The organism is Lysobacter sp. ISL-50 (genome assembly GCF_018612875.1).
Classification (GTDB): Bacteria; Pseudomonadota; Gammaproteobacteria; order Xanthomonadales; family Xanthomonadaceae; genus Lysobacter.
Genome location: NZ_JAGGRI010000033.1, coordinates 37,819 through 52,811 on the forward strand (window position 1 = coordinate 37,819; position 14,993 = coordinate 52,811).

Sequence of the window (14,993 nt, forward strand, 5' to 3'; positions counted from 1 at the left end):
CCGCCGAGATCCCGCATGCGTTCGCGAACCGCGCTGCTGCCGGCCCTGACCGTCGCATTGCTGGCGGCCTGCTCCGGAACACCCGCGCCGCCGCCCGACACCGCGAAAACCCGCGCAACGCCGGCCAAAAAACCGGCGCTGGCCTTGCGCGCGATCGGCACCGAACCGGGCTGGCTGGCCGAGGTCGACGCCGGCCCGCAACCGAAGATTCGGTTGCAACTCGACTACGGCCTGCGCAAGATGGAACTGTCCATCGTCGTCGAGAGCGAACAAAAGAACGGCTACGTGGGCGTCACCGACGACGGCACCGTGATCGGGCTGATCTACAAGCGCGAGCGCTGCAGCGACGGCATGAGCGATCGCGTCTATGCCGCCAGCGCCGCGTTGTGGGACGGCCACAGGATGTACCAGGGCTGCGCCGAGGTCGCTTCGCCATGATCCGCAACCCATTCATAGCCGACACCGCTCCGCGGCGGCGGCGAAGCGCGATCCCGGCCGCCATCGCGCTGTTCGCGGCGATGCTCGCCACGACCGCTTCGGGCGAAGAATTGCCGCGATCGCAGGACACCATCGCGGCCGCTCCGGTCGCCGTGCTCACCCTCAACCTGTGGCACGACAAAGGCGACTGGCCCAAGCGCCGGGCGATGATCGTGGACGAAATCCGGCGCCTGAATCCGAACCTGATCGCGCTGCAGGAAGTGCTGCAACGTCCGGGCCTGCGCAATCAGGCCGAGGATCTCGCGCAAGCCACCGGTTACCAGGTCCGATTCGTCTCGGTCGATGCCGACGATGCCGAGCGCCGCTACGGCAACGCGATCTTGTACAAGACCCTGGGCTCGGCGCAGGACATGCGCAAGTTGGAACCCTTGAACGACTACCGCACCGCCGCGCATGCGACCTTGGACGCCATGCACAAGGGCGTGGATTTCTACGCCACCCACCTGCACAACGAACGCGAGGGCGGCGCGATCCGCCGCCGCCAGATCGCCAGCCTGCTGGACTTCATCGACGACAGCCAGCGCACCGGCAACGTCATCGTCGCCGGCGACTTCAACAGCGACGCCGATTCGCCCGAACTCAAGGCCCTGGCCGCGCGTTATCGCGACGCCTACGCCCAGGCGCATCCCGACAGCGCCGCCGATCCGGCGCGCAGCACCACCCTCAACCCGGCCTATCTGCCCGCGCAGCGCATCGACCACGTGTTCTACGACCCGAAGCGTTTCGAGCTGATCGAGGCGCGCATCGTCCTGAATCAGCCGCGCGACGGCGTCTGGGCGTCGGATCACTTCGGTCTGTTCGTGCGGTTGCGCCCGATCCAGCCGCCGGAATCGGGCCGCCGTCATTGAACTGACATGTGCCGCTCCTAGCGTGGTCCGCTTCCCCCGCCCCGCAGGAGCCCCGCATGATCCGCACCGCCCTGACCACGCTGCTGCTGGCTTGCGCCATGCCCGCCATGGCCGCGCCGCCCAGCGCCGCGCGCTGGTCGCTGACCAACCTCGTCGAAACCCCGGCCACCACCCGCGACGCCGTGCGCCTGCCGCCGGGCACGCCCGACCAGGCCAACCTCAACCGCTTCGGCTTCTATTCCGACCTGAGCTACAACCGCCGCGACGGCTACTGGTACGCGCTGTCCGACCGCGGCCCGGGCGGCGGCGTGATCGACTACGCCACGCGCCTGCAGCGTCTGCGCATTCACTACGATCGCCGCAGCGGCCGCATCGGCCAGCCGGTGGTCGATAAGACCGTCCTGTTCCACACCGCGCGCGGCGAGAGCTTCAACGGGCTCAATCCGCAGTTGCTCAACGGCGAGGTGTCCAAGCTGGGCCTGAGCTTCGATCCGGAAGGTCTGGCGATCGGCCGCAACGGCCACTTCTTCATTGCCGACGAATACGGCCCGAGCGTGTATGAGTTCTCGCCGAACGGCCGCTTCCTGCGTGCCTTCGCCACGCCCGCCAATCTGTTGCCGCGCAACGCCCAGGGCGGACTGGATTACGTCGGCGACCGCAAGCTGGTGATCAACGGCCGCCAGGACAATCGCGGTTTCGAAGGCCTGAGCTTCAACGCCTCCGGCGACAAACTGTATGCGGTCATGCAGGACCCGCTGACTCAGGAAGGCGCCAACAACGACGGCCGCCGCAGCCGCAACGTGCGCATCGTCGAGTTCGATCTGCGCAGCGGCCGTTCGCGCGCCCAGTACGTGTACCGGCTGGAACCGATCGCGGACTTGAATGCGATCGATCCGTCGACCGCGGACGACTTCACCGCCACGCAGCAGGGCCGCAGCATCGGCCTGAGCGCGATCCACGCGCTGAGCGACAGCGAATTCCTGGTGTTGGAGCGCGACAACCGCGGCCTGGGCGTCGAAGTCACCGCCGCGCCCTTGCACAAGCGCGTCTATCGGATTTCGTTGCGCGGCGCGAGCAATGTCGCCGAGCGTTCGCTGGCCGGCAGCGACGATCTGCCCGCCGACGTGCGCGCAGTCGGCAAGGCGCCGGAGCTCGACATCCTGGCCGCGTTGCGCGACGCCGGCGCGCGCGACATCCCGGAGAAGCTCGAAGGCCTGGCGATCGGCCCGCGCCTGCGCAGCGGCAAGCATCTGGTGCTGATCGGCAGCGACAACGATTACAGCGTCACTCAGACGGGCGCGGGCGAGCAGTTCGAAGTCTGCGTCAATCGCGTCAGCGGCGAGCGTGCGCAGGTAGCGCTGGATGGCGATTGCCCGGTGGGCATGAGCCGGATTCCGGGTACGTTGATTGGGTTTGCGGTGGATTTTCGGCGCTGAGACACGCGGCTTGGGGCGATGCGCGCCCGAGCTGACGCTTCGCCCCATCGTCCTCCCTGCCCCCCCCGCTTCGATTCCCCCCTTTGAAAAAGGGGGGCTAGGGGGGATTTGCTGTTGCTGTTCGCGCCCAAAGGCAGAAGCAAATCCCCCCCTACCCCCCTTTTTCAAAGGGGGGAACGGCGTTGGCTACTTCGCCATATATTTCCAGTTCCGAATCTTCCCTTCCGCCATCCACTCCACCGCCTGGGCAAGACGCGACTGGCGCGTCTGATCGCGCTTGGCCTCTTCGATCCACTCCACATACTCGCGCTGCTGGCTCGGCGGAAAACCTACGTAAGTCGCCCTCGCCTTCGCATTGCCCTTCAACGCGGCGGCCAGATCGTCCGGCACCACCACCGGCGGCTTGGTCCGCGCGGTCTTGCCCGGCGAACGCGTCGCCCCGGCCTCGATCAACTCCATCGCCTGCTTCACCAGCCGGCTCAGTTCGCGCGCGCCGGGCAGATCGCCGACCGCGGTCAGCCGCCCGAACTGGCCCATCGCTTCGCCGCTGCGGGATCGATCGGCATCGGCGATGTTCGGCGCCTGCCAGAAGCCCAGAGTCGCGTGCTGCTTGAACGCGGCCATGCCGCACAGGATCTTGCCGCGATAGACGAAGCTCGGCATGCCCCACTTGATCGACTCTTCCACCTGCGGGCAGGCCTTGTGCACCAGCGCGCGCACGTGTTCGAGGATCGGCTGGGCGAAGGCCGCGGAGGCGGCGATGTAGGTGTCGATGCGCGGATCGTGCGACGTCGGCGCTGCGGCTTTCATCTTCGCCTTGGCCGGAAGGTCTTTCTTCGGCGCGGCGCTCGCCGGTTTCGCGCTCGCGGATTTCTTCGCAGCAACTGCTTGTTTAGACGACGCGGTCTTCGCCGCGGATTTCTTCGCGACCGGTTTCTTCGCAGTCGTCTTGGTCGAAACGGTTTTCGCCGATGCCGCCTTCGCCGATCCCGATTTTCGCTGTGCCATGGCCACCTCCCGCGCTGAGGATGGCCTATTGTGCGCCGCTCAATCCGCCAGCGGCCACTGCCCCAGCACGGTGTAGGCGTTGCGCGAGCCCAGTTGGCTGTGGATCAGGGCGAAATCGCTGACGCGCCAGGCGATGGGCTCGATCGCGATCGGCGGATGCAAGGGCGCGGCGGCGTCGCGGACGATGGTCACGTGCGGGGTCAGGCTGTGCCCGCCCTCCACCCGCACTCCGCGCTTGGCCAGCGCCACGCCGAGGCGGTCGAACAAGGTCTGCAGGCCTTCGGGGGTGCGCTCGCATCCCAGCCACCACGGGATCGAGCGGTTGCGGAAGCTGCCGGCGCGGTCCAGCGGCAGATCGAATGCGGCCGCGGCGATGTCGGCGGCGGCCTTTTGCGCGGCGGCAGCGCGGTCGGCCTGGAACTGGTGGGCGTCGCCGAGGAATTGCAGGGTCAGGTGGTAACGGTGCGCGCCGATCGGGCGGCCGCCGGCGTGGTGCTGTGTGCGCAGGTCGGCGGCGACGGCGGCCATGCGCTCGCGCGTGGCCTCATCGGGCAGCAGAGCGAAGAACAGGCGATGGAGGTCGGCCGTGGGCGGCGGTTCGGCGCCGAATAGGGAGTTTTGTTGCATGCGGGCAGTTTACTCGGGGCTTGTGCGGGTGCGCGGCGATCTGGGCCGAAAGCGTCGGGGCTGAAGCTCCCTCCCACAAAAGACTTCGCGGTGCGCGGCTATCTGAGCCGAAAGCGTCGGGGCTGAAGTTCCCTCCCACAAAAGACTTCGGGGCTTCAGTGGCGACCATGCGGCATCGCCTCGGCACGATCGCGGTTTCGCTTTAACCGCGCATCGCACTCACGACTTCGGCGTGGCCGCCGCATCGCCCGCGGCCGCCGGCGGCGTTTCCGCCTCGCGCTTTCGCGTGTCTTCGATCAGCACATCGCGCGCGGCCTTGCGCACGGCCAGCGGGTCGGAGTTGTGCAGGTCGCTGTCGGCCGGCAGGCCCATCTTGGCGACGATGTCCGCGATCACGCGCTTGTTGGCGTAGGGATGCGGATGATCGGGTTCGTCGTCGCGGCTGCGGTAGAACTTGTCCAGCAAGGCCATGTGGGTCTTGTCGGACTTGAACAGTTCGGTCAGTTTGGCGCGGTATTCCAGCACCCACGGTTTCATGTCGGGCCAGCGCTTGAGATCGGCGAAGTGCTGGGCTTCGTGGCCGAGGAAGCTGGCCTGGAAGTCTTCGCCGGTCAGGTCGCCATAGGCCGAATGCACGGCGTACAGGCCTTCGGGCTTGACCCATCCGCCGGTGCCGGTGCGCTCGCAGGCGGTGTAGCGGCTCCAGCCGCGGCTGACCCAATCGTCCATCAGGAACACGCGCACCGGTTGCTTCTCGCCGCTGGGCAGATCGACGGTGTAGTCCCGTTCCTCCTGCTTGCCCCACACCAGCAAGTCGTACAGTGGCGGCGTGCGGCCCTGCAAGGCGTGCATGCCGCGCTTGCCGAGCTCGGCGCTGAGGCGGTCGGTCATCGCCTCGAACGCTTCCTCGCCCTCGCCCGGCGGCTTTTCGCCGATCAGGGCGGCGAGCTTGGCCTTGAGCTGCTTTTCCTCGGCCGGCCGCGTGGCCGGATCGCGCGCGGCCTGCCACCAGTAGCGCTGATACGCCTCCAGCGCTTGCCGGGCCAGCGGGTCGGCCGGCGCATCGGTCATCGGCGGCGGAGTCTTGCGTTCGTGGCGCTCGATCATGCACGTGCGGAAGCGCGCGTCCTTGTCGTTGAACTGATCGACCGGCGCGGTCTTCAACGCGGCCAGCGCGGTCGGCACGTCGGCGCGCAAGGTCGCGCCGATCGCGTCGCTGACGGCCTTGGCGGCCAGCGGACCGCTGTCGGGCTGCTTGGGCATGTCGGCGGCATGGCCGATCGCGCAGGCGATCAGCAGCGGCAGCAGGGCCGCGGCCGGCAGCAGGGAGGCTTTCTTCACAGATGCGTGCATGGGGGAAGCTCCGTATACGCGATGGCGCGTTGGAGCCATTAGGCCGCGACGGCCAGGTCCCGGTCTTGTACGTACTTGATCTGTTGCCGCAGCCGCATCGGCGTGCAACCGGCGTGGGCGACGACGATACGGTGCAGATGGCTCTGATCGGCGAATCCGGCCGCGGCGGCGACCTCGGCCAGCGGCAGCGAGCCGCCGAGCAGGCCCAGCGCGCGGCGCCAGCGCGCTTCGCGCCGCAGCGCCCGCGGCGACATGCCGTAGCTGCGGCTCAGCGCGCGGCTGGCGTGTTCGGCCGAGACGCCGAGGCGGCGCGCGATCAGGGCGATGTCGTCGTCGCTTTCGTCCATGCCGCGCAGCAATTCGCCCTGCCAGTCCGGCAGCTCGGCCGCGGCTTGCGGCGTGGCGCAGGCCAGCAATTCGGACAGCCGTTGCGGGCAACGCTGGAACACCTCCAGCGCCTCGCGCAGGTCGTGCACTTGCCAGGCGCTGGCGGCGGTCTGGATCCGTTGCGTCGGCGGCGGTTCGGGCAGTTCGATATTGATCGCGCTGGCGCCGCCGCGGCCGAAGCGGTCGCCGTGGGCGTGATAGGGCGGATGCAGGATCAAGGTTCCCGGCCGGCACGGCAGCGGGCCGTCGAGGCTGGTTTCGGTGTAGTCGCCGTCCAGCACCAGCGCCGCGTAGGCCTCGCGATGGCGATGCGTCGCCAGCGTCGCGCCGCGATCGTGACGGGTGCGGTAGGCGCCGGCCGGATTCACTGATGCGCGTCCTTGGCCGCCGCGCCGGGCTTGCGCAGGTAATCGGCCAGGCCGCCGAGTTGCAGCCCCTGCACTTTGTCGATCACCGGCACGAACTTGCTCAGATCGTCCGGGCTGTAACCGCCGGCGCGGTAGTACAGGACGATGCGGGTGCCGCCGTCCTTGGCCGCGCTCAGGCGGAATTCCATCGCTCCGCTCAGCCCCATGCCCTGCAGCGGGCCCAGGCCGCCGAGCAGGCGCAGGGTCTTGCCCGGATCGACGAAGCTCACGGTCATGTGCAGGGCCTGCTGCTTGCCGTCGCGGCCGATCTCGCAGAAGCAGCCACCGGCGCGCGGATCGATCGACAAGGTCGAAGCCGCGCCCCACCAGGTGTGGTCCTTCGGCCACCAGCGATCGACATCGCCGACCAGGGCTTTCCAGACCGTGGCCGGATCGGCGGCGACGGTCTGTTCGTTCTCGATGGTGAAGCCGTTGGCGGTCACGTCCTTGACCGCGGCGCCGGCGCTGCCGGCGGCCAGCGCCAGGCCGAGGGCGGCGATGATGCCGGTGGTGATCGATCCGATGGTGGTGCGCATCGCCCTGCTCCCTCGCCGGCCTTCCGGCGTTGTTGAGGGATTAGGGACCGGTGCGATGGTTCTGCGCAATGGACGGAAGTTGGGGTGAGCGGATGCGCTTGCGAGCCACAGGCTCGCGCATCCGCGAACGCCAGGGCGGCCAGCCCTGGCCGGGGTCGCTAAAGAGCTAACTGCGATGCCACCTGACTTCAGAACACCGCGTCTTCGCCTGAACGATTATCGCGATGAAGCCCTGGATCCCCGCCTACGCGGGGATGACGGCCTGAAGGTTCGCAGCGCCGAAAAGCGCCCCGCCTTCAGGCATCCAACTCCGCCCACCGCGCATACGCCGCTTCCAGCTCGAGCTGCGTCTGCGCCAAGCCGGCGTTATGCGCGTTGATCGCCGCGCTGTCGCGCTGATAGAACGCGGGCTCGTTCATCTGCGCCGTCAGCTCGGCCAAGCGCGCCTCCAGTTGCTCGATCCGCGCCGGCATCTGTTCGAGTTCGCGCGCGTCCTTGTAGCTGAGCTTGCGCTTGACCGCGGGCGCGGCCGCTTCCGGCGCCGGCTTGGTCACGGCCTTGGCCGAGTCCTTGGCCGTCGCCTTGGCGGCGGCGGCGTAACCGGCCGGGCGCTGGCGCTGCCAGTCGCTGTAGCCGCCGACGTATTCGCCGACCTGGCCGTCGCCTTCCATGACCAGGGTCGAGGTGACCACGTTGTCGAGGAAGTCGCGGTCGTGGCTGACCAGCAGCAGCGTGCCCGGGTACTCGCCGAGCAGTTCTTCCAGCAACTCCAGCGTTTCCACGTCCAGGTCGTTGGTCGGTTCGTCCATCACCAGCAGGTTGGACGGCTGCGCGAACAGCTTGGCCAGCAGCAGGCGGTTGCGCTCGCCGCCGGACAGGCGGGTGATCGGCGCGCGCGCGCGTTCGGGCGTGAACAGGAAATCCTGCAGATAGCCGATCACGTGCTTGCTCTTGCCGCCGACTTCGACGAACTCGCGGCCCTCGGCGACGTTTTCCAGCGCGTTCCAGTCCTCGCGCAAGGTCGCGCGGTACTGGTCGAAATAAGCGATCTGCAGCTTGCTGCCTTCGCGCACTTCGCCGCTCTTGGCCTGCAGGTCGCCGAGCAGGATCTTCAGCAGCGTGGTCTTGCCGCTGCCGTTGGGGCCGATCAAGCCGATGCGGTCGCCGCGGAACACCGTCGTGGACAGATCGCGCAGCAGCGGCTTGCCGCCGTAATCGAAGGACACGTTCTTGGCCTCGATCACCTTGCGGCCGGAGGCTTCCGACTGGGCCAGGTCCATGCGCACGTTGCCGACCGTGTCGCGGCGGGCCTGGCGCTCGTTGCGCATGGCCTTGAGCCGGCGCACGCGGCCTTCGTCGCGGGTGCGGCGGGCCTTGATGCCCTGGCGGATCCACACCTCTTCCTGCGCCAGCAACTTGTCGAAGCGGGCGTTTTCCTGCGCTTCGGCGTTCAGGCGCTCTTCGCGGCGGCGCACGTAGTTGTCCCAGTCGCCGGGCCAGTTGGTGACCTGGCCGCGGTCGATCTCGACGATGCGGGTGGCCAGCGCGCGCAGGAAGCGGCGGTCGTGGGTCACGAACAGCAGCGCGCCCTGCCACGACTTGAGGAATTGTTCGAGCCAGTCGATGGCTTCGATGTCGAGGTGGTTGGTCGGCTCGTCCAGCAGCAGCAGGTCCGGCGCCGACACCAGCGCGCGCGCCAGCAGCACGCGCCGCTTCATGCCGCCGGACAGGCCGGAGAATTCCGCTTCGCCGTCCAGGTCCAGCCGGGTCAGGGTTTCGGTGACGCGCTGGTCCAGTCCCCAGCCTTGCGCGGCTTCGATCTTGGTCTGGACTTCGGCGAGCTTGTCGGCGTCGTAATGATCGCCATGGGTGAGGTGGTGGTATTCGGCCAGCCAGTGGCCCAGATCGCCCAGGCCGTCGGCGACCACGTCGAACACCGTGCCGCTGGCGCCGGGCGGGACTTCCTGTTCGAGGCGGGCGATGCGAGTGCTGCCCTCGCGGCGGATTTCGCCGTCGTCGGCCTGGATTTCTCCGGCCAGCAGTTTCATGAGCGTGGACTTGCCCGCGCCGTTGCGACCGATCAGGGCGATGCGTTCGCCCGGTTCGATGGCCAATTCGACGTTTTCGAGCAGGAGCGGGCCGCCGACGCTGTAGTCGACGTTCTGGACGGTGATCAAAGGCATCCGCCCATGGTATCAGGCGCTGCGACTTCAGCGTTGGGCCGGATTCGAGCGCGGACGCCTGAAACCGCTCCCGACCCGGCCGGGTGGGCGGCGGCGACTTAAACCGGATTCACCGAAACGCAAATCCGGCTTTGAAACCACACTTCGAATTCGGCGCCGGCCACCGTCCAATCACCCGACTCCAGGCCATGGTCGAAGCTGCCGAAACGTTTCGGCAACCCGATGTAGAACTCCACCTCAGTCAGCGCCAACCCTTTCAACAAGGCATCGAGCATCGTTTCATCGATCGGCTGCCCGTTATTGATCCGGTCCAGCAGCGCCGCCGCCTGGCGATTGGCGTTTTCGACGCTCGCCTTGAACCGCGACAGCGGCCCTGCGTAGTCCTCGACCTCTACGTATGCGTCGAGACAGCCGAAACAAATGGCGGTCGCGCCTTGCGCGGGCACGGAGCAATCCCGCAAGGGGAAGTCGCATAAAAAACAGGTCCGAACCCCGGACTGGGCGGTTATTTCATATAGATCGATATCGAAACAACGAATATCCCGCGCGCCGCGGACTTTCTCGATCCTGTCGGCCATGGACTCGAAATCGACGATTCTGTTTTTCAGCACGACCCCGCCCTGCTTATTGAATCCACGGTTCGACACGGACCTGCCCGGCCGGCAGATTACCCCGCACGGCGACAGGCGACGATAACCTTCCGCTTACACGACGGCCCGGGCAGGCGCATACTCGGCGCAGGCGCCCGGCATCCGCCGCGCCGCGCCGTCATCCAGCGAGGAAAACGTCATGAGCAAGGGCCTAGACCGCAAGAAGGAAACCAAGAAGAAACCGGCCAAGACCATGAAGGAAAAGCGCGCCGAGAAGAACGAAAAGAAGACCACCAAGGGCTTCGCCCCGGTCTGAAGCGGTACCCGCCCGACGGGCCCGCAAGCGGCCTGATGGGTTGAGGCGGTGGCAGCGGCATCCGCCGCCACCGCACGCGCCGCGCGACCGCTCAGGTCGGCGCCGGCCGCCGGAAACGGCCTGGACCCGCGCCCGACAGCCGATTGCGCACACACAGCGCCCCAGGGTCCGCGGACCTCAGGAACTGCACGACAGCATCGAACACCCCGCCTTCACCCGCGCCCAATCCGGGCGCTTGGCCGCGAAGGCTTCGCGCCCGGGCTGATCGTCGTAGGGCCGGCGCATCACTTCGAGCAGTTCGCACACCCCGTCCGGATCGCCCTGCTCGGCGCGGTCGATCGCCTGTTGGGCCAGGTAGTTGCGCAGCACATAGCGCGGATTGGCGGCGTTCATGCGTGCGACGCGCTCGGCCGCGGGCATCGCATCGGCGCGCGCGCGCTCGGCGTAGCGCGCCAGCCACGCGCGCAGGGCCGGTTCGCCTTCGTCGCGCTTTTCCGCGTCGTAACAGGCATCGGCGAACACCTGCGTGTCGGCGGCATCGCCGGCGACATCGACCTTCGCCAGCGCGCGGAAGAAAATGCTCATATCGACCTCGTGCCGCTGCAGCCAGTCGCGCAGTTCCTGCATCAGCGCGACATCGCTCTCGCCGCATTCGCGCAAGCCCAGCTTGCGCGCGATGCTGCCGCCCTCGGCGGCGTTGTAGGCATCGACATAACGGCGCAAGCCGTCCTGCAGCACTTCGACCGGAATCAGCACCGACAGCGCGCCGGCCAGCCGGCTCAGATTCCAGTACGCGACCTGAGGCTGCTGGCTGTAGCGGTAACGGCGGCGGCCGGCGTCGGTGGTGTTCGGGGTCCAGTCCGGATCGTAGTTGTCGATCCAGCCGTAGGGGCCGTAATCGATGGTGAGGCCCAGAATCGACAGATTGTCGGTATTCATCACCCCGTGCACGAAGCCCACCCGCATCCAGTGCGCCATCAGCACGGCGGTGCGTTCGCACACTTGCGCGAACCACTGCGCGTACAGGTCCTCGCCCGCGCCGGACAGCTCGGGGAAGTCGCGGCGAATGCAGAAATCCAGCAGTTTCTGCAGCAGCTCGTTCTCGCCGCGCGAGGCCGGCAGTTCGAAGTTGCCGAAGCGGATGAACGACGGCGCGACCCGGCAGACGATCGCGCCGGGTTCGGCCTGCGGATGGCCGTCATAGAACATGTCGCGGACCACCGCATCGCCGGTGCCGACCAGACTCAGCGCGCGCGTGGTCGGCACGCCGAGGTGATGCATGGCCTCGCTGCACAGGAATTCGCGAATCGACGAGCGCAACACCGCGCGGCCGTCGGCGCTGCGCGAGTACGGCGTCGGCCCGGCGCCCTTGAGCTGCAGTTCCCAGCGCTCACCGGCGGCGTTGATGGTTTCGCCGAGCGAAATCGCGCGGCCGTCGCCGAGCTGTCCGGCCCAATGGCCGAACTGATGGCCGCCGTAATTGGCCGCATACGGCTGCATGCCGTCGAGCAAGGCGTTGCCGCCGAACACCGCCGCGAACTCGGCGCTGGCGACGTCGGCCTCGCTGAAACCCAGGGTCGCGGCCATTTCCGCCGAATGCGCCAGCAGCACCGGCGCGGCCACCGGCGTGGGCTCCACGCGCGAATACAGCGCACCGTGCACCTGACGCACGTCGGGCCCGGTCTCCGGATCGCCCGGCAGATCGCGGACGAAGGCATTGTCGAAACGCAGTGCGTGCATGAAAACCCAGGACTTCGCCGCGACGGCCGGCGTTACCGCTTCAGATGGTGCCGCCCGGCGCGAACCCAAGCGCCGGCGCTCAGCTCAGCAGCGAATACGGCCCGCCCTTTTCCACCGCGCGCTGATAGGCCGGACGCGCGCGGATGCGTTCGACGAAGGCCTGCGTGTGCGGGCGCTTGCCGCCGGCGCGCGCGGCCGCGGCTTCCACCGGAAAACTCATCTGGATATCCGCCGCGGTGAAACGCTCGCCGGCGAACCATGGCCGCTGGCCCAACTCGCTTTCGATATAACCCAGGTGCAGCGCCAACTGCGGGCCGACGAAGGACGACATGGCCTTGTCGGCGATACCGCGCGCGATCGGCTTGGCGAAGAACGGCATCGGCGCGGTCTTCAGGCGCGCGAACACCAGACTCATCAGCAACGGCGGCATCGCCGAGCCCTCCGCGTAATGCAGCCAGTAGCGATAGCGCGTGCGCTCCTCGCTCTCCAGCGGATGCAGCGGCGGCGAGAGCTGATGCTGGCTGTCGTAGCGCTCGGTCAGGGTTTCGATGATCGCGGCCGATTCGGCCAGCACCTGGCCGTCGAGCTCGACCACCGGCGATTTGCCCAGCGGATGGATCGCGCGCAACTCCGGCGGCGCCAGCATGGTCTTGGGATCGCGCTGGTAGCGGACGATCTCGTACGGAAGCTGCAGCTCTTCCAACAGCCACAGCACGCGCTGGGAACGGGAGTTGTTGAGGTGATGGACCTTGATCATGCGCGCGATGCAGCCAGCGAGAAGGTGCGGGCATGGTACGGGATGCGCGCGGACGACCATGTGGGCGCCATCGTCGCCCCGGCCCGCGACCTGCTCAGGCCCTGGCCGCGGCGATGCGCGCGCTCGCCGCGACCGCGACCAGGGCCGCGCCCAGCAGCAGGAACGCCAGCGGCAGGCTGCTGATCTTCGCGATCCAGCCGATGCCGGCCGGGCCGACGAGAATGCCGGCGTAACCCAGCGTGCTGATCGCCGACACCGCCGCGCCGGCCGGCATCGCTTTCTGATTGCCGGCGGCGGTGAACAGGATCGGCACGATGTTCGAGCAACCCAGTCCGACCAAGGCGAAGCCGAGCAAGGTCGTTCCCGCCCAGGGCAGCAGCGCCGCCAGCAGGAAACCGGCCGCCGCGCAGGCGCCGCCCAGCGCCAGCACCGGACGCGGGCCGAACCGCTGCACGATGCGGTCGCCGTTGAAGCGGCCGATGGTCATCGCCAAAGCGAATACCGCGTAGCCGATACCGGCCACGCTCGGCGCGACGCCGCGTCCGGACACCAGCAGCAGCGCGCTCCAGTCCAGCATCGCGCCTTCGGCCAGGAACACGATGAAGCACAGCGCGCCGATCAGGATCACCACGCCGTGCGGCAACACGAACATCGAACCGCCGTGGCCGTCGTCGCCGTAGCGCAACAGGCCGCGGCCGCCGAGCAGCATCAGCAGCGCCAACAGCACCGCCACGCTCAAGGCCGCCACCAGCGGCGTCGCCTGCAGCCACAGCATGATGCTGACCAGGCCCGCGCCGGCAATGCCGCCGACGCTGAAAAAGCCGTGGAATCCGGACATCAACGGACGCCCGCTGGCCTTTTCCACGATCACCGCCTGGATGTTGATGGCGACATCGATGGTGCCGATGGCCGCGCCGAACACGAACAGGCTCAGCGCCATCGCCGGCACCGTGGAGAACTGCGCGAGCAGCGGCAAGGTCGCGCAGACCACCGCGCTGGCCAGCAGGATCACCCGCCGGCAGCCGTAGCGCGCGGCGATCGCGCCGGTCAGCGGCATGGTCATCAACGAACCGGCGCCTAGCGCGAGCAGCAATAGCCCGAGCGTGCCCTCGTCCACCCCGGTGCGCGCTTTCGCGTACGGCACCAGCGGCGCCCAGGCCGCCATCGCCAGACCGGCGATGAAGAAGGCGATGCGGGTGGAGAGGCGTTCGCTTGCGCCGATGGGGGCGGTGGCTGCGCGCGCGCTGGCGGCGGAAGCGGTGGATGCGAGCGCGGCCGCTCGGGAATCGGATTCGCTCATGGGTGTTTCGGACTCCGGTGCTTGGATTGAATCAGGGGAAGGCTGGGTGGAGGGGTCGGCGCGGCGGAACGAAAGGCATCGGGGCTGAAGCCCCTCCCACAAAAAGGCTTCGGGGCTGAAGCCCCTCCCACAAGAGCCTTGGGACGCCACGAGGTCTTTTGTGGGAGGGGCTTCAGCCCCGACGCTGTTCGATCCGCCGCCACGCAATCACACCTGCGCCCGCACCACGCGCACGCCCAGCCGCGCGAAGGCCTTGGCCTGCGCCGCATCGCCGCCGTGTTCGATCACCAGCGCATGCAGGCCATCGGCCGCCACCACCGCGTACGGCGCGGCGGTGCCGAGCTTTTCGTCGGTGACCACCGCCACCACCGCGCGGCTGGCCGCGGCGACCGCCAGCTTGAACTGCGCGTCTTCGTAACCCAGCGCGCTAACGCCGGCCTCGGCGTCAGCGCCACAGACGCCGACGAAGTACAGATCGCTGCGGATCGCCTCGGCATCGCGGATCGCGCCGCTGCCCAGGCTGGCGCCGATGCGCGGATCGACCCGGCCGCCGATCACGATCAGTTCCAGGTCCTCGCGCTGGGCGATCAACGCGGCGATGGCGGGCGCGTTGGTCACCACGGTCAGTCCGTAGCCGCGCGGCAGCGCCTGGGCGATGGCGGTATTGGTCGAACCGGCGTCGAGAAACAGCACCTGCCCGCGTTCGACCAGAGCGGCCGCCGCGCGCGCCAGCGCCGCCTTGCGCGCCGGCGCCTGGGTCTGGCGCAGCGCGATCGGGCCGTTGTCCGGCGCCAGCGGCAACGCGCCGCCGTACACGCGCCGGCATTGCCCGGCCGCGGCCATCTCGCGCAGGTCGCGGCGGATGGTGTCGTGGGATACCTCCAACTCGCGCGCCAGATCGACCGCGATCACCCGGCCCTGGGCGAGCAGGCGGTCGAGGATCAGACGGTGGCGTTGCTGGGGCAGCAGTTCTTCGGCCGACATCGGGAGACCAATCGTTAATAATT

General features: G+C 68.3%; 15 protein-coding genes. 4 read left to right on the forward strand and 11 right to left on the reverse strand.

The genetic code is table 11. The annotated features are described in order from the left end of the window. Nucleotides 1-15: 15 nt before the first annotated feature. The 3 genes from J7J50_RS18180 to J7J50_RS18190 are packed head-to-tail and all read left to right on the forward strand — an operon-like array spanning nucleotide 16 to nucleotide 2,782. On the forward strand, nucleotides 16-438 hold the full coding sequence (locus J7J50_RS18180; RefSeq protein ID WP_215057252.1) for a hypothetical protein: 423 nt from the start codon (nucleotides 16-18) through the stop codon (nucleotides 436-438). Next, nucleotides 435-1,346, forward strand: a complete 912-nt coding sequence (locus J7J50_RS18185) for an endonuclease/exonuclease/phosphatase family protein (protein WP_215057254.1) — start codon at nucleotides 435-437, stop codon at nucleotides 1,344-1,346. The genes J7J50_RS18180 and J7J50_RS18185 overlap by 4 nt, the downstream gene beginning before the upstream one ends. A gap of 56 nt (nucleotides 1,347-1,402) precedes the next feature. After that, nucleotides 1,403-2,782 (forward strand): esterase-like activity of phytase family protein, encoded by a 1,380-nt coding sequence (locus J7J50_RS18190; RefSeq protein ID WP_215057255.1) that lies wholly within the window; start codon nucleotides 1,403-1,405, stop codon nucleotides 2,780-2,782. A 186-nt stretch (nucleotides 2,783-2,968) separates the two neighbouring features. Here J7J50_RS18190 and J7J50_RS18195 read toward each other — a convergent pair whose 3' ends face one another. Further along, nucleotides 2,969-3,592 (reverse strand): YdeI/OmpD-associated family protein, encoded by a 624-nt coding sequence (locus J7J50_RS18195; protein ID WP_215057258.1) that lies wholly within the window; start codon nucleotides 3,590-3,592, stop codon nucleotides 2,969-2,971. Here J7J50_RS18195 and J7J50_RS18200 point away from each other — a divergent pair. Continuing rightward, a complete protein-coding gene (locus J7J50_RS18200) occupies nucleotides 3,555-3,866 on the forward strand; it encodes a hypothetical protein (RefSeq protein WP_215057261.1) in 312 nt (103 codons plus the stop codon). The genes J7J50_RS18195 and J7J50_RS18200 overlap by 38 nt on opposite strands. Here J7J50_RS18200 and thpR read toward each other — a convergent pair. The 10 genes from thpR to J7J50_RS18250 form a co-directional block, all read right to left on the reverse strand. Further along, nucleotides 3,830-4,417 (reverse strand): RNA 2',3'-cyclic phosphodiesterase, encoded by a 588-nt coding sequence (gene thpR / locus J7J50_RS18205; protein WP_215057262.1) that lies wholly within the window; start codon nucleotides 4,415-4,417, stop codon nucleotides 3,830-3,832. The two genes, J7J50_RS18200 and thpR, sit on opposite strands and share 37 nt — an antisense overlap. A gap of 219 nt (nucleotides 4,418-4,636) precedes the next feature. Further along, nucleotides 4,637-5,770, reverse strand: a complete 1,134-nt coding sequence (locus J7J50_RS18210) for a hypothetical protein (protein ID WP_215057265.1) — start codon at nucleotides 5,768-5,770, stop codon at nucleotides 4,637-4,639. A 38-nt stretch (nucleotides 5,771-5,808) separates the two neighbouring features. Continuing rightward, nucleotides 5,809-6,525, reverse strand: coding sequence for a helix-turn-helix domain-containing protein (locus tag J7J50_RS25295; protein WP_215057267.1), 717 nt, complete (start codon nucleotides 6,523-6,525; stop codon nucleotides 5,809-5,811). Then, a complete protein-coding gene (locus J7J50_RS18220) occupies nucleotides 6,522-7,100 on the reverse strand; it encodes an SRPBCC domain-containing protein (protein ID WP_215057270.1) in 579 nt (192 codons plus the stop codon). The genes J7J50_RS25295 and J7J50_RS18220 overlap by 4 nt, the downstream gene beginning before the upstream one ends. Nucleotides 7,101-7,396: 296 nt before the next feature. Continuing rightward, nucleotides 7,397-9,283 (reverse strand): ATP-binding cassette domain-containing protein, encoded by a 1,887-nt coding sequence (locus J7J50_RS18225; protein ID WP_215057272.1) that lies wholly within the window; start codon nucleotides 9,281-9,283, stop codon nucleotides 7,397-7,399. Nucleotides 9,284-9,381: 98 nt separating this feature from the next. Then, nucleotides 9,382-9,894, reverse strand: coding sequence for a hypothetical protein (locus tag J7J50_RS18230; RefSeq protein ID WP_215057274.1), 513 nt, complete (start codon nucleotides 9,892-9,894; stop codon nucleotides 9,382-9,384). 472 nt (nucleotides 9,895-10,366) lie between these two features. Next, complete coding sequence (locus J7J50_RS18235; RefSeq protein WP_215057277.1) at nucleotides 10,367-11,929, reverse strand: YdiU family protein; 1,563 nt, start codon at nucleotides 11,927-11,929, stop codon at nucleotides 10,367-10,369. 79 nt (nucleotides 11,930-12,008) lie between these two features. Beyond that, nucleotides 12,009-12,686 (reverse strand): glutathione S-transferase, encoded by a 678-nt coding sequence (locus J7J50_RS18240; RefSeq protein WP_215057278.1) that lies wholly within the window; start codon nucleotides 12,684-12,686, stop codon nucleotides 12,009-12,011. A gap of 94 nt (nucleotides 12,687-12,780) precedes the next feature. Beyond that, nucleotides 12,781-13,986, reverse strand: coding sequence for an MFS transporter (locus J7J50_RS18245; RefSeq protein WP_215057280.1), 1,206 nt, complete (start codon nucleotides 13,984-13,986; stop codon nucleotides 12,781-12,783). Between the two features lie 207 nt (nucleotides 13,987-14,193). Continuing rightward, the gene (locus tag J7J50_RS18250; RefSeq protein WP_215057283.1) at nucleotides 14,194-14,970 is read right to left on the reverse strand and encodes a DeoR/GlpR family DNA-binding transcription regulator; all 777 of its coding nucleotides are present in this window, start codon (nucleotides 14,968-14,970) and stop codon (nucleotides 14,194-14,196) included. Between the last annotated feature and the right edge of the window lie 23 nt (nucleotides 14,971-14,993).

What these genes read in the sequence shown, in the direction of transcription:
- J7J50_RS18180 (WP_215057252.1), top strand. Translation starts at nt 16, where the DNA reads ATGCGTTCGCGAACCGCGCTGCTGCCGGCCCTGACCGTCGCATTGCTG.
- J7J50_RS18185 (WP_215057254.1), top strand. Translation starts at nt 435, where the DNA reads ATGATCCGCAACCCATTCATAGCCGACACCGCTCCGCGGCGGCGGCGA.
- J7J50_RS18190 (WP_215057255.1), top strand. Translation starts at nt 1,403, where the DNA reads ATGATCCGCACCGCCCTGACCACGCTGCTGCTGGCTTGCGCCATGCCC.
- J7J50_RS18200 (WP_215057261.1), top strand. Translation starts at nt 3,555, where the DNA reads ATGCGCGGATCGTGCGACGTCGGCGCTGCGGCTTTCATCTTCGCCTTG.
- J7J50_RS18195 (WP_215057258.1), bottom strand. Translation starts at nt 3,592, where the DNA reads ATGAAAGCCGCAGCGCCGACGTCGCACGATCCGCGCATCGACACCTAC.
- thpR (WP_215057262.1), bottom strand. Translation starts at nt 4,417, where the DNA reads ATGCAACAAAACTCCCTATTCGGCGCCGAACCGCCGCCCACGGCCGAC.
- J7J50_RS18210 (WP_215057265.1), bottom strand. Translation starts at nt 5,770, where the DNA reads ATGCACGCATCTGTGAAGAAAGCCTCCCTGCTGCCGGCCGCGGCCCTG.
- J7J50_RS18220 (WP_215057270.1), bottom strand. Translation starts at nt 7,100, where the DNA reads ATGCGCACCACCATCGGATCGATCACCACCGGCATCATCGCCGCCCTC.
- J7J50_RS18225 (WP_215057272.1), bottom strand. Translation starts at nt 9,283, where the DNA reads ATGCCTTTGATCACCGTCCAGAACGTCGACTACAGCGTCGGCGGCCCG.
- J7J50_RS18235 (WP_215057277.1), bottom strand. Translation starts at nt 11,929, where the DNA reads ATGCACGCACTGCGTTTCGACAATGCCTTCGTCCGCGATCTGCCGGGC.
- J7J50_RS18240 (WP_215057278.1), bottom strand. Translation starts at nt 12,686, where the DNA reads ATGATCAAGGTCCATCACCTCAACAACTCCCGTTCCCAGCGCGTGCTG.
- J7J50_RS18245 (WP_215057280.1), bottom strand. Translation starts at nt 13,986, where the DNA reads ATGAGCGAATCCGATTCCCGAGCGGCCGCGCTCGCATCCACCGCTTCC.
- J7J50_RS18250 (WP_215057283.1), bottom strand. Translation starts at nt 14,970, where the DNA reads ATGTCGGCCGAAGAACTGCTGCCCCAGCAACGCCACCGTCTGATCCTC.